The 13,283-nt window shown below is 39.8% G+C and carries 22 protein-coding genes; all 22 read right to left on the minus strand.

Annotated features, from left to right (window positions below; all coding sequences use genetic code 11):
- Positions 1-49: 49 nt before the first annotated feature.
- The 22 genes from C6Y07_RS13100 to C6Y07_RS13215 all read right to left on the minus strand — a co-directional run bounded on the left by C6Y07_RS13100 (position 50) and on the right by C6Y07_RS13215 (position 13,243).
- Positions 50-394 (minus strand): hypothetical protein, encoded by a 345-nt coding sequence (locus C6Y07_RS13100; protein ID WP_041085542.1) that lies wholly within the window; start codon positions 392-394, stop codon positions 50-52.
- Positions 395-1,129: 735 nt separating this feature from the next.
- On the minus strand, positions 1,130-2,194 hold the full coding sequence (locus tag C6Y07_RS13110) for a dimethylarginine dimethylaminohydrolase family protein (protein WP_223254149.1): 1,065 nt from the start codon (positions 2,192-2,194) through the stop codon (positions 1,130-1,132).
- Between the two features lie 102 nt (positions 2,195-2,296).
- Complete coding sequence (locus C6Y07_RS13115; protein WP_106065067.1) at positions 2,297-2,680, minus strand: ArpU family phage packaging/lysis transcriptional regulator; 384 nt, start codon at positions 2,678-2,680, stop codon at positions 2,297-2,299.
- Positions 2,681-2,750: 70 nt separating this feature from the next.
- Complete coding sequence (locus C6Y07_RS13120) at positions 2,751-2,951, minus strand: hypothetical protein (RefSeq protein WP_142395335.1); 201 nt, start codon at positions 2,949-2,951, stop codon at positions 2,751-2,753.
- A 157-nt stretch (positions 2,952-3,108) separates the two neighbouring features.
- Entirely contained in the window at positions 3,109-3,519 is a 411-nt protein-coding gene (locus C6Y07_RS13125; protein WP_106156851.1) for a hypothetical protein, read from the minus strand.
- Positions 3,520-3,547: 28 nt separating this feature from the next.
- Positions 3,548-4,252, minus strand: a complete 705-nt coding sequence (locus C6Y07_RS13130; protein ID WP_106156853.1) for a Rha family transcriptional regulator — start codon at positions 4,250-4,252, stop codon at positions 3,548-3,550.
- A 351-nt stretch (positions 4,253-4,603) separates the two neighbouring features.
- Positions 4,604-5,860: a DNA cytosine methyltransferase gene (locus tag C6Y07_RS13140; protein WP_106156857.1), complete on the minus strand. Its 1,257-nt coding sequence runs from the start codon at positions 5,858-5,860 to the stop codon at positions 4,604-4,606.
- A 6-nt stretch (positions 5,861-5,866) separates the two neighbouring features.
- On the minus strand, positions 5,867-6,091 hold the full coding sequence (locus tag C6Y07_RS13145) for a hypothetical protein (RefSeq protein WP_061409378.1): 225 nt from the start codon (positions 6,089-6,091) through the stop codon (positions 5,867-5,869).
- A 31-nt stretch (positions 6,092-6,122) separates the two neighbouring features.
- On the minus strand, positions 6,123-6,326 hold the full coding sequence (locus C6Y07_RS13150) for an XtrA/YqaO family protein (protein WP_106156859.1): 204 nt from the start codon (positions 6,324-6,326) through the stop codon (positions 6,123-6,125).
- A 71-nt stretch (positions 6,327-6,397) separates the two neighbouring features.
- Entirely contained in the window at positions 6,398-6,682 is a 285-nt protein-coding gene (locus C6Y07_RS13155) for a hypothetical protein (RefSeq protein ID WP_106156861.1), read from the minus strand.
- A gap of 131 nt (positions 6,683-6,813) precedes the next feature.
- Positions 6,814-7,254: a RusA family crossover junction endodeoxyribonuclease gene (locus tag C6Y07_RS13160; protein ID WP_106156862.1), complete on the minus strand. Its 441-nt coding sequence runs from the start codon at positions 7,252-7,254 to the stop codon at positions 6,814-6,816.
- A gap of 377 nt (positions 7,255-7,631) precedes the next feature.
- Positions 7,632-8,435: an ATP-binding protein gene (locus tag C6Y07_RS13170; protein ID WP_189318375.1), complete on the minus strand. Its 804-nt coding sequence runs from the start codon at positions 8,433-8,435 to the stop codon at positions 7,632-7,634.
- On the minus strand, positions 8,425-9,369 hold the full coding sequence (locus C6Y07_RS18980; protein WP_189318376.1) for a hypothetical protein: 945 nt from the start codon (positions 9,367-9,369) through the stop codon (positions 8,425-8,427). The genes C6Y07_RS13170 and C6Y07_RS18980 overlap by 11 nt, the downstream gene beginning before the upstream one ends.
- 213 nt (positions 9,370-9,582) lie before the next feature.
- Positions 9,583-10,383 (minus strand): PD-(D/E)XK nuclease-like domain-containing protein, encoded by an 801-nt coding sequence (locus C6Y07_RS13180; protein WP_106156870.1) that lies wholly within the window; start codon positions 10,381-10,383, stop codon positions 9,583-9,585.
- A complete protein-coding gene (locus tag C6Y07_RS13185) occupies positions 10,343-11,263 on the minus strand; it encodes a hypothetical protein (protein ID WP_106156871.1) in 921 nt (306 codons plus the stop codon). Before C6Y07_RS13185 ends, C6Y07_RS13180 begins: the two co-directional genes overlap by 41 nt.
- Before the next feature lie 110 nt (positions 11,264-11,373).
- A complete protein-coding gene (locus C6Y07_RS13190) occupies positions 11,374-11,595 on the minus strand; it encodes a YqaI family protein (RefSeq protein WP_025092875.1) in 222 nt (73 codons plus the stop codon).
- 32 nt (positions 11,596-11,627) lie between these two features.
- Positions 11,628-11,819, minus strand: a complete 192-nt coding sequence (locus C6Y07_RS13195; RefSeq protein WP_025092874.1) for a hypothetical protein — start codon at positions 11,817-11,819, stop codon at positions 11,628-11,630.
- 189 nt (positions 11,820-12,008) lie between these two features.
- A complete protein-coding gene (locus C6Y07_RS18985; protein ID WP_189318377.1) occupies positions 12,009-12,179 on the minus strand; it encodes a hypothetical protein in 171 nt (56 codons plus the stop codon).
- Entirely contained in the window at positions 12,180-12,449 is a 270-nt protein-coding gene (locus C6Y07_RS13200) for a hypothetical protein (protein WP_106156873.1), read from the minus strand.
- Between the two features lie 2 nt (positions 12,450-12,451).
- On the minus strand, positions 12,452-12,718 hold the full coding sequence (locus tag C6Y07_RS13205; protein WP_223254150.1) for a helix-turn-helix domain-containing protein: 267 nt from the start codon (positions 12,716-12,718) through the stop codon (positions 12,452-12,454).
- A gap of 87 nt (positions 12,719-12,805) precedes the next feature.
- Positions 12,806-13,000, minus strand: coding sequence for a helix-turn-helix domain-containing protein (locus C6Y07_RS13210; RefSeq protein WP_096881243.1), 195 nt, complete (start codon positions 12,998-13,000; stop codon positions 12,806-12,808).
- A 45-nt stretch (positions 13,001-13,045) separates the two neighbouring features.
- The gene (locus C6Y07_RS13215) at positions 13,046-13,243 is read right to left on the minus strand and encodes a helix-turn-helix domain-containing protein (protein WP_046343209.1); all 198 of its coding nucleotides are present in this window, start codon (positions 13,241-13,243) and stop codon (positions 13,046-13,048) included.
- Positions 13,244-13,283: the final 40 nt, after the last annotated feature.

A 13,283-nucleotide genomic window follows, 5' to 3' on the forward strand; every position in this document is an offset into this window, starting at 1 on the left:
TTCCTCCTATAAAAACAAATGATGCCGCCTTTAGGGCGGCATCAGCTGCTTACTTGATGTAGAATTCCGATGTGTAGAATGTACCGACAGTTTCAACATGGTTGCCATGTTTGTCATATCGCTCTACATCTACCTTGAATCGATACGTACCTTTTTTGTTATCAAGTGATTCCTTGATGCTGAATTCATCGTACTGTTTCTCTGCTGGGTTAAGCGGGTTAGGTGAATTAGTCTTGATCGTGACCCATTTCCCTTCTACTTTTCGTTGAGGAATAAGGTTTGGCCCACAAATGTAATCATTGTGATTCTGAATCGCAACAACCACAACCTTGTCCTTTCCTAAAGTATGATTCGCTTTTTTCGGATTAGCAGATACACCAAACTTTGATGCCATGCTCATCATCTCCCTTTTTATATTTTTGCGCTCCTATCCCTCACCAAAGCACCTGCAGCCATACACCCAAAAGACGACTGTTCCCAAAATTTATCGTTTTCTCCGGATACGGCCGCCTTGTCGTTGGTACGTTTCGCGTCTCGTGCCCATTATTTCTTCCCAATCGCGCGTCGTTATCGGATCAGCATCGCTCTTCTTACTATTAGAACCAGGAGCAATGCGCTTTAATTGCTTCGTTGTTTCTACAGATAAAGAATCTCTGATCTTCATGTTCATACTCCCCTTGCCGAATAAGCACCACCTTACGCTATTCGCTTAAATAGATTTGGAAATGATGACTACACTCCGAGAGGATGCCAAGTACAGTCAATCATCAAGTAAAATGAAAAACTGTCCTCGATACGGCCGCCGCAGACCAGCTGCTATCCAGGCTCAGAATGTCCCTCTCGTATGGCCACATTCCTCATCACCTTTGTTCCGTATCCAGATACGCCATTGATAAGGGAAAGACGCGTCTCCCAATAAAAAAAGCGGACACCAATCAAGGCACTTAAAGTGCTCAATGATCAGCGTCCGCAGGTTCTTCCTTCTGGACAAAATATTCACGTTCGTTTTGCTTGTCTCTATCATACGATGATCCACTTAGGAAAAAAGGTACCCTTTTTATCCCCCTTTTTGTCGGCTTTTTCTCATTTATATAAAAAACATCCTTGTTAAGGATGTTTCGTCTCTAGTTTATTTACGGAGTAATGGTTGAGTAGTACATCGGAAAGCACCACCAAAGCTTCTTGTGATTTTAAAATCGACATACTCCACCTTGATATTTCTTTTTTCTAGTTCTTTACCAATTGTATTTTTATATGCAGAATCCGTTACATATACTTTTTCATCAATAGGTAAACCATTTATGGCCAAATCTTGCGCATCTTTGTAACTTACTTTTATTTTATCCCAATCTTTTAATTCATCTGGAATCCCGTTTGGTAATGAATCTTCATTCACAATCATCAGACCGTCTCGGACAAAACTAATAGCACAATCAAGATGAAGTGTATTTTTTTCGAGTTTTACTTCAACTACTTTATAACCATCTGGTGTTAAATAATTACGGAGCCAATCGATTCCTGCTTTATTAGATGCTTGACCAGAGTTCCCAACAAAAATTGTTTTCCCGTACACAAGAATATCTCCACCCTCTAAAAATGGACCATTCTTAGAATTTATGCCTTTTGAAACATCGGGTTGTGGAACAGCAACATAGGGATTTTTGTTCGCTTTTACCTCTTTTAAAAGGATATCCCTTGCTGGAAGCACTTCAAGTCTGCGGTAAGTTGATAAAAACGATCCTTCGATTATGTGATCCCCAATTGTAAAGAATGGATCTCTAACAAAGAAATTCGTAGCACCAGCTCCACCAGTTATACCATTTTCAGCTAAACCTAATTTCTTTTCATCCTCCGTTAAAAGGCGTGGCATTTGGATGTCTACATCGTATTTCTGGAGTATTTTCTTAAACTCATCACGTTCTTTTTCCATTTTGTTTTGAATATCGTTCATATCTTCCATCATGTTTGAGCCGCTACCTTCTGGAAAATAGACTTCAGATTGAGACATAACGACACGTTTTAATGGAGCAAATTCACTTTCAACATACACATTACCTTTATTTTTTTCGTTTTCAGCTGAGACTTTTTCTGCTTTTGCTTTAACACCGTCTGAACTTTTTGACTGCGAACAACCTGTTAAAATGACAGCCATTACCGCAGCAAAGCCAACTAAATTAATAAATTTTTTTCTCATTTCAATTAATCCTCCATTTTATTATTTTGTCACTAATAAAGATAGTAACTATTAAATCTTAAATATTTCTTAACTAATAGGATTTCTTTGGTGTTTTTTGTATTAAATTATACCCAGTGCTGTTGAGAGGTTAAATGTGGCTTGCTTTTTCAACCTATAGTACCGGTCCTTTTTCAATCCCAATTCTTCGCATATTTCTATATCTTTTACGAATCGTGATGTAAGATATTTCATCCTGATAATATCTTGTTCAATTTCGTCTAAACTATTTTTTAACGCCCTTTCTATCTGCCGTACCTTCAGTTCATTTAAAATTTCCTGGTTCCTGAGAGAAGGGAAAAGGCCTGTTGCACCATTTGCCTCCTGTTCCTTTCTGTTTTCCTCCTTCACCTTCAGGGCCCTATAGACCTTCAGCTCCTTGATCAAAGCATTCCGGACTTGTTTCTCATCGATCCCTGGCAGTAAACACAATTGTTCAGCTCCCATTTCCTCAACCTCCTATAAACAATGAAAGACATAGACCAGGGCAATTTTGCACCGATCTATGTCATATGATTTATTCTTCTATTGGAAAGACTCTGATCTCAAACGCATTCTCCAACGGCAGATAGATAGCTGATTCGTATTTATATTTATCCCCATCTAAATCAGCAATCCCATACTTTGCAACTAAACGAATCAAGTTATCAACCTTTTTAATATCAATCGGTTGAATAGATATTTCTTTAAAATTGTCATCAACAATTCGTACATTCATCATTTCGTGACCTCCTCGGCATATTCTTGCAGCTGCCTTTCAATAGTTTCTACAGGTACAAGAGGAAAAGCAGTCTTTTCCCACAAGATAAATTCACATCGCTTATCATCAGCGTCAGGGAAATGCTTTCTTATTAAGTCGTTCCATGTTCTGATTGTCATTTCCGCACCTCAAAAGCTGGCGTGTAGATATTGCCTTTGACGCCTGTCCAATTTTTATATTTATAGATTGTCATCTTGATCCGATGCGTGCCAGATGTATGATTGACCGTGTAAAATTCCTTTACAGGTGTAGAACGTTTGAAAGAACCGACCAAGCTGAACCGCTGATCTTTCCATTTGCCGCTCACCTTCTTTTGCAACGTGAAGCGGTAGTATACTGTTTCAGAACCCGTTTTATGTGCTGTGACATCAATGCTTTTAGCACGTGGGGTGTACGTATTAGCATCCGTTGATACGCTGACTGTATGGCCTCCAATTGTTTTATATCCGCTTGTTACAGCTGCAGCTGCCGGCGTACAAATCACCGCAGCCACAATGATAGATAGTGTGATTAGTAGCTTTTTCATTTGTCATTCCTCTTTTCCTTCTAAGCCGCTAGGCTGTTTTGATTCCGTTAAAGATAGGTCTCCATCCCTCAATAAAACTCATAGCCTCTTCAAAATCTTTTTGGAGGATGTTTGAATAAGCATTCACCCTGTAAGCGTCTTTTAAATTCTTCCATAACGCCGAGTAGAGTCTTCTCGTATTTTCATAGATTGATTTATCAACCATGTCCTCGTTCCATAGCTTATGCACTCGTTTGTTAACAGCATTTTTCATGGCTTGTTGTTGTGAATAATCAAGGGTTATTTTTTTATCAATATCGTCACGAAGCTGCTTTATTTCTTCTTTCATTCCATCTACATCTTCATTCAATTGAATGGTTAATTTCATGCTCGCAAGTAGGCTTTCTTTTTCACTCATAGCTTTTGGTCGTTCCTGCGCCTGAATGTATTCTTTCATTCGTTTAAACTCTTGAATGAATCTAATTTTTGTTTGAACAGCTTCTTTAGTGTTATAACTGAATACGATCAATGTAAAGGCTTCTTCTGTTAGGTCGTATTTTGGTCTGGTTTGATTATTCTTATCTCTGTAATCGCCGGGCGCAAAATTGCGCTGGGCGAATTCCTCGCCTGCATATTCCATTTGAGTACGAATATCTCTCAAAACGTCTTTATGCTGTTTATCAAACATTTCAGCGATCGTCACGCTGTCCGTTACCACTTCATTTTCTTTTACGAATACTAATTGTTTTTCCATTCGTATGTCCTCCTTGTCATTTCTAGTGATGTGTTTCATTGCATCAACCCAACGATCACGATGATCGCAATGATAGCCAGCAGAGTTAAGATGACAGGCCCGTTTGACTCACGCTTTGCCATCAGTAACCCCCCTGCAAATCTTGTATATCACCTTGATAAAACGTGTTTTGCTTAATGACTTCAAAAATAATTGGCCGTTCTCCTAAGTGAGTACAAGATCCATACATATCAATTAATGCGTTTCGCATTTCGTCCTCACTAGGATAGTGATCCCATCCTCCCAAAAGTCTTATGCCTTGTACGTTTAAATAAAAAATGCTTCTCAGTTTCACAATGATCTTCCTCTCTATTAATTAGCTTTCTTATGATATTTATTAAGATGACTTGGTACGCACATCTCAGGAAGGTTAGCCCGCACCAGCTGCTCTGCGAATTGCGGTGGAACACTATTCCCGACCCTGCGTATTTGATCCGTTTTCTTCCCAATGTCGTAAATGTATCCAGGTGGGAACCCCTGTCCTGCAAATAGTTCATTTGGTTGCAACATACGCAATCCGATGTCAGCGATTCTCTGACCATTTGTGCAAACAGTTGTTAATGCAAATCGGTCTTTGGTTGTAATGGTATGCAATGGCTCGCCTAATCGCTGGCCTACTCCTTGGCCGTAATACTTAGTCAAAAAGGCAATGGTCACTAGTCCGAATCTATTACCGCCAGCTGTGATTGTGTGTAATGGACGATCAAGCGAAAGACCTCTTACATCCTTTTCTGATCGCTCTGTGTAATAGCTAATCAAGAAAGCGGCTTTGCTCTTATCCGGCACCATTACAGGACTTGGATTGTTTACAATGAATTTCTCAATGCCTCGTTTGATTCGCTTCATTGTATTTTCAACTAATGGTCGTTTCCTGCTGAATATACTAGGAACCCCTATGGACCAATCTATAATTTCGTAAGACGATCGCCACGGCTTGAGCTTTCCCGTTTGAACAAGAAGACTTTTGGGATCACCATGTGTTGGTTTTGGCCATACGATTTCTTTTCCGTCACATCTTGCAACCATGAAGAATCTTTTTCTTATGGTTGGCGCTCCATAGTCACAAGCCGTTAACTCTCTGAACTGCACCTCATATCCAAGTGATTCCAGCGTTTTGACGAATGATTGAAATGTCTGTCCCTTTTGTTCTTTGATCGGTTTACCTTCTTTAGAGATAGGCCCCCAATCTTTGAATTCTTCAACGTTCTCAAGCATGATGACGCGCGGTTTTACTGCTATCGCCCATCTAACAGCAATCCACGCAAGCCCTCTGATACTCTGTTTTACAGGCTTGCCGCCTTTGGCCTTTGAATGGTGTGTACAGTCAGGGGAAAACCATGCTAGACCAACTTTTCGCCCTTTAACTGCTTGTTTCGGATCAACATCCCACACAGATTCACAATAATGTTCTGTGTCAGGATGGTTTGCCTCATGCATTGCAATGGCAGCAGGATCATGATTGATAGCTATATCTACTGATAAGCCTGTCGCAAGCTCAATGCCTGTGCTTGCTCCGCCGCCTCCTGCAAAGTTATCTACTATGATTTCTCTAAATAGATCAATCTGCATCAAAGCTCATGCCACACTTTCCCATGGCAATCGCTCGACCCTTTTCATACTTCCAGCACAGCCGACTTTACCAAGATTCCGACGTGCTGCTGGATAGGATTGATATGTGTCATACTCGCTCCATTTTGCATCTGTTAATAGATCAGAACGCCAATAGGCAACATATCCGCTCGCTGTATTGACGATACAAAATTCAGCGAATGGTGATTTTGAATACCAGATTTCTTTCATTTTGACGCCTCCCTGCAGGAGGAAGCTCCTGCTATTTTATTTTGTGTGAACTGCTGTAATTCAAATTGGTGAATTGGCCGTCACGTGTTGTGAGCTCAGTTTTGCCGTACCTCGGCATTTCAACCAACACTACATTATTGGAATGGCCGTCTAGGATAATAACTTTAACTTCTCCTTTTTCAAAAAGCTGATCAATTGAGATGTTAGAGTCTATATGTTTGTAAGGATTATTCATGCACAAGGCCTCCCATGTTATAATGAATTGTGCAGATTCAATAGAACTGGGGCCTTGTGCATCGGTTCTTTTTATTTGCCCTGAAGAGCTCGCAAATCACGTACACACATTCTAAAGAGGTGTTCGTCCCTTAAATCTAAAGACAGGTCAATCAAAGCCTTCAGATCATCTTCAGTAAGCGCCTCATCCAAATTTTCAGCCCAAGACTTTGGAACAACCAAGGTATTACCACTAAGGAACCTTACTAAAATGTCATCTTCAGATACTTTAAGTACATAACCTTCTTTGTTAAGTGTTTCTCTTTTGCCTTTCCTTGATGCTTTGATCCAGTCTCCTTCTAAGAATTTGTTCTTCATCTGATAATCCTCCATCCTTTCCTGATTCGACTGAGCATTCATATTTCTTAAGTGGTTCATAGAGGTAAACACGTTGTCCATCCTCTATACGATAAAGCAGGAACCACCGTTTTGATCGTTTGCGTTTCACTTTAGACTACTCCGGTTTGCTGAGGTGGTATGAGAGTTGAGACTTCGACTTCAATTCTCGGGGAACTGCTATAGAATTTGCTTACATGTAGATCGACTATCTGGCTATCATCCTGCCAAATGACTTTATTCAAGCCATCTTTTATCCCTTTGATGTAGTTATCAACATCCGGCTTCTTAGCTGGTCTCAGCTCGCCTCTTTCAGCTTCTGCGGCCTTTTTCTTGCTGAAACTTTTTAGGGTGGATTTGTAAACTTTAACCCTCAACTCCAGTGGTCCAGTAAGAAGTTGATCAGGACGGTGATCGCTCGCAGCCAACTTAACGTATTGCTTAAAGTCTCGTGACTTCTTGGGGTCGTATAACCTTGTCATTCCATTCATATGAGTAGCTCTTGGACGCCCCTGTGCAACCGGCTCTCCGTAGATGGTGAAAGCTATCTTCATTCAGATGCCTCCATTCTGGCGTTATATGTTAACACCCTGCTGCCACGTTGACTCTTGAGAGAGATGACGAGCATTTCAAGTTCATAGAGTGATAAATTTTCGGGGTTCTTGTCCAAACTAGCTAAATATCCAATACGAGTTAATTCGCTTAAAAGGTACTCACAGCGCTGTTTGCTATTATATTTGACATATTTATTCCTCATTTCATAGTTCTGGATTCGACTAACATTTGATTTAATTGCTCGATGATTGGTTTTAGGCTCTGTTTGCACCCTGTATGATTACATTCAGGACAAGGGTAGTAGCCAGCCATAAATGACGTTTCATCTATGATGATTTTCTTGCCATTGCATATATTACACATCTGTCCTTCCCCTTTACTCGTATAGTTCCAGAAGCAGTTCCTCGTTTTCTTGTTGTGCTATTTTTTTACGAATCTTTTCATCTGGCATAATCACTGGAAAGGCCAGTTTTTCAACCCTGCTACTGATTCGGCCATTCTTATAGATTGTGTCAAGCTCGTCTATACTTAAATTACTTGTAAGGATCGTAGGCTTCTTGTGTTGTACTCGATAATCAAGAATACGTGTGAATGTTTCTTCAACAAAACCAGTTACGTTTTCTACTCCAATATCATCTAGGACAACAAGATCAGCTGTCTTGACAGCATCCATAATGTCGGTACTCCTCACTTTCGATTCGCTATCAAACGTGCTTTTTATTTCTCCGATTAAATCAGCTGTAGACGAATAAATGATTTTAAGTGGTTTGTACTTTTTGGTTTCTTTGTCATAAACCGTGTCATGTGTTTTGGTTATCGCATAAAGAATACTAGCAGCAAGCCTTGTTTTTCCGCTCCCTTTCTCTTTACTAAAGAAATACAAGCCTTTCCCTAGATCCCGCATCTTTTCGAATTTCAAAACATAGTTTTTAGCAACCCTTTTCGCATTGGCTGCTCGCTCTTTGGATTCGGGTTTGTCGTAAACATTGATATCAAAAGAGTTTAGAGAAGCGTCTTTAAACTCTTCGGGGAGTCTTGCGCTCATAAGCCTATTTGAGAGCTTTTTCACTTCTTTGCATGGACACTCTTCCATAAATTCTTTGTTTTCCTCATGATCAATAATCCATATCAACCCCGACCCATCACATTTCCCATACATGCAATGTTGTTCAGAAATCACAGTGAGTGTCTCGTACCTGGCCAGATAGACCTTTTCTTCTTGCAATTTCTTGGAGTCTCTCAGTCTCTTCGCTAGTGCTGGATTTGCTTTCTCCAACGCCTTTAAGGTATCCCCCATACTCTGCATCTTTCTTCACTCCTTCGGGTCTCCAATTGCTATGTTTTTGCTGTTTACGCTTAAATTCTGAAACATTGTTAGGTGGCTTATGTTTGGCATGCCAACGATCAAGAATCGCTGATTCCAGGTATGCAAATGATTTAATACTGTCTGCTCTATGCTTTGGTTTATATTGATCAAATACCTCGTCGATCCACACCAATATGTTTTCAAGTGGGATTCGCTCCTTGAGAATCCTTTCAATGGCAGCTGAATCTTTTGGTGTTAACATCAACCCACCTTTTCGTGATAAGTACTTTTCTTCGATCTGCTGGAAAGGAGTTAAATCATTTTCTACTGAGGCTCTCTTTTCTTCTTCTTTAATTCTTAAATTCTTTAATTCTTGATATAGTTCCGACTTCGTACCGCTTTCGTTCCGTCTTCGTTCTGCGATAGGTTCTTCTTCCGTTCTGGGTTCTGTTTCGTGATCACTCGAAAACTCTTGATATGACTCGTATTTCACAATGGTGAATAGTGTTCCTAGTTCCGTTTCGCTAACAGTGATGATGTTGTTCGTAACAAGTTTCTTAATTGAACGCATAATTGTACTTTTAGACAGCTTTTTTAGCCCTCTTCCTTCTTTATATGCGAGGTCCTCACATAGTTTTGAGTACGATCTTATGTACTGGCCCTTATTTAATACAACTCCATTCATTTTGAAGCCATCTTGATGACTTGCTCTCATAACTAATAAAGTGAACAGTCTAAAGGTAGTCACGTCATTCCATAATTCGTGTTCTAATATTTTCCGATGCAGTTTTACCCATCCAGTAGACAAATAACTTCCTCCTCCCCAACATCATTAATTAAGGCCTTTTAACCTCACATAGAGCGTACATTCCACTGATCCTAATAAAAGCAAGACCTGGCTCATTTCTTTGGATATAACCCTTTACATACGCTCTAAATAACGCAGCTTGATTACGACTCGATTTAGATAACGACAGGTACACAAACGGAATAGGAACTTTAATGATTAGCTTCTCCCTCATTAGCTGTTCACCAGTTCAGAAAAATGGATGATGCGGTTTAGACGATTTGTAGAACGACAATACTTACACTTTTCACATCTTCTCGGTCTTTCTCCGCCATGCTTAACCTGAACGATCCGCTCCATGTTTTTTTCTATATCTTCTAACTCAATTTCCATCCTTGACTCATCAATATTGATAACTGCTTTATCTGGTGGATCTTCTTTTGATATGGCCACAATCAAAGGCTCTAACCAATCACTACGCCCTGCTTCCTGTCTTTCTAATTCCGCATAGAGAGCCATTTGAGCAATATATCCGTAGGCTTCTACAAATGAACAATAGCCAAGCTCTTGATCCCATATTCTTTCCCTGAGAGAACGAGTTGTTTTAAGATCAGCAAAGCGGCCACCTGCAGGGTTGTACACATCGAGTTTTCCTTTCCAGGGCACTCCGAACAGTTCGCCTGTGATAATCACTTCTTTATCTCCTTGAAGAACAAACATACACAAGTCGTCATTCTGTATAGCTTCAATCATGAGATCAGCCAATTGATATTGTTTATAAAGCTGGCCCTTTTGTGTAAATAGAGCAGGTGTGTTCATCTTAAATTCATCAAAGGCCTGCTCTCCTTCAAGCCAGGCATGAACATATTGACCAAAGAGTAGAGCCTCAGAGGACGGCGGCTGCCATTCACCGTTGAGTTTTGCCATTGTAGCCGCCTCACACTCTAAGAAACTCTTATATTGAGAATTTGACATATAAGCTTGGTCGATCTCGTTAGAGTAATAATTCTCCTTGTTGATTGTCGGAATTATCATCTGCTGGCTCACCAGCCTTTTCAGCACTTTCTTTTTGTTCCTGCTGCTTTAGAAACTCCTCTTCGATTTTGGATTTTGTGGCATTTGTAGCACCTGAAGTTTTGACGTTGAAATAATCCTCTTTCTTTGCCATACCATCACGAAGAGAAGTGTAGATGCGTCCTATTTTGAGGTAATCCTGCTCAGTAAATGCATCCAATTTGCTACCGACATATTCCTCGACCATTTCCTTCGTAACACCAAAATCAGCTTTAAATGTTGTTAATGCTTTTCTTAAGCGGTCTTCTAAAGGCTCTTTATGACCATCAATCAGTGTTCTTTGACACATATCAACTGCGGCATCAACAATGTCTCCTGGTATCACTCCGAGAATGCACGCACGAACGCGACGTGCACCTTGGTTTGCAACCAGTTCATAAATATCTCTTGGATCGTTGAGCTTTGTAATAGCTCCTTTTGCTTTTCGTTCATGCTTTACCGTAAATATTTTGGTCTGCCGAGTATTGGTTTCAAGATCCCATGCATAAGCCATTACAGAAGATTCCCCAGCTTTTTGTTCAAGCTCCATGATTCCGTAATCAATATTCCCCCAATTCTGTGCCAGAGCTTCAGCCAGACGAATAGAAGGACCTGATACCTTTGTGCCACCTCGTGGATATTCATAGACAGCATTCTCAGCTAATAGCCTACGCTCACATGCTTTCTTAATTCGTTCAAAGGCAGCATAAACATCTCGCGGAAACTTCTTTGCTATGACCATAGCTGCTTGTACTTCTTGAGCCTGCCGACTAACCATAGCTTCAGTTGTTACTGAAGTTCCTGCTGATTGCTGAGAACCTGCCATATAGTTTGAGTAATCAACATTTGACAATCCATTCATATAAGAAACCCCCATTGAATTTAGGTGCCAACCTGCTTATAATAGTGGTTGACACCTTATTCTGTGTCTGGTTATTTAGATGAGAGTTCACTTGTTGGGAGTGAACTCTTTTATTTTGCTGTTTTAAACTCAAAATCAAGTTCCTCTGCAAGATATCGTTCTAGATTTTCTCGCAAGATCAATTCACCCGAATTTTTATCCTCAACATAGTCATCTTCTAGCAAAATTTCTGACCCATAAAAATCAATTCCAAAGTGTTCTTCTTGCCTCACCATATCTTTTGGATAGCCATATCTATTAATCTCTGTGATAATCGGATGCTCAATATTCATCTTCTTCCCTCCTTTTCTGTTTGGTGTAAACATCAAGAAATCTCTAATTTTGAGCGGATCGCATCTGCCTTTAGTTGTTGAAATTTCTCAAAGGCTTGTTTATCAGGAAATTGGAACATTGGCTTACCTTTGTTAGTCATCACAATTGATCCATTCACTTGTGATAGATAGAACTGATCAGACTGTCTCTCACTGAAAGGTTTAATAACTGGTTTAGTTCTCAAAACTTCTTTCCTCCTTAACACATTATTTGATGCTTATTCGCATCGTCCGACCGCGGATGGAGCATGATTTGAGGGGGTAGGTGTACACTGTCCCATCCGCAAGCCGGACGACAAGAATAAGCCTTGTCGTGATCTCTAAATAACGCTATAATGAGATCGATCATTTTGTTATTCATGGTTTGAAATGATTTAAGCAGTAAGTGTCGGAGCTTGCTGCTTTTTTCTGTTTTCTATTTCCGTTCTGATCTGTAATTCCAGAGCGGCTAATAAAATGGGCCCTTCCTCTGTATGACGCATCTGACATTGTTTCACGATATCTTTCGCCTTCATTAAACGACTTGCTGTGAACAAATACTTCACCTAGATCAATCCTCTCAATCTATTTTTTAGTGATTTTGGATATTTGATTTTTGTAACCCTCGCAGCCTGTTTTAATAAATGAACCTTAGCTTGGCTTTCGTAACGCTGAATTTGGTTTAAAGATTTAGCAATATCTTTGTGAGCTGCTAATGCCGTATCTGTATCAGCACTCTCTAATGCTTTCATTAATCTTTTTTGTAGTTGTTCAATACAGATCATTTCAGCTGTTATCCCTTCATGATCAATACTCTTGAAAATTGCTTTTCTCATCTTCATCCTCCAAACAAAGCCATGATGGCTGTAATTTGCTGCGTGACTGCAAGTGGATCGACACCACATAAGGTTGCGATCATGGCTTCTTTTGCATTTGTCGCCTCCATCCACCGTACATATGTAGGAACATCAAGCATCTTTTGATCGTTCTCAAATTTTGATATGCAGCTCCTTGAGCGACTTAACAATTCAGCCAACTTCTCTTGGGACATCCCAGCTCTTTTCCTTGCTTGTCGGAGCACTACCCCCAACCTCAACTTCCTCACCCCCTTATTGTTCCTATATAGAACATGTTGCGAATTGGAACAGAAAAACCTAAAAATCCGCTGTATTCTAAGGTAGTAAATTATTAATCATTCAACTGGCTGAAAATTGGATTCCATTTGTGCTAATTGCCATTCTTCAAGAACTTCTCGTTTAAAGAAAATTCTTTTTCTTACTCGGAAGAAAGGTATTTGTTTTTCACGAACCATTGTGTAAACAGTGTCGTGATGTACCCCAAGAAAATCAGCCGTTTCATGAACAGTCATAGTTGATTTTGATGGCATATCTTATCTCTCCTAGTCACTTAATTATATTTCTATTTTAGAAATTCACTTCCGAAAGAAATCCCTTATGTCACAGTCTAATTCTTTAGCCAATATCGGGAGATGGTTTGCTTTAAAGGCATATTCTCCTGTCTCATATTTCATATATGTTGAGGCATTTTTGAATCCTAGAGCCTTGGCCATTTGTTGCAAATTAATTTGTTTAACATGACGTCTCGATTTGACAAATTTTAAATCTAACATATTTCCCTCCTCTCGATTTCTGTTTTAGAAATCCTGTTGT

It is taken from the genome of Bacillus sp. LNXM12-1 (assembly GCF_003004375.1).
In the GTDB taxonomy this organism is placed as follows: domain Bacteria; phylum Bacillota; class Bacilli; order Bacillales; family Bacillaceae; genus Bacillus.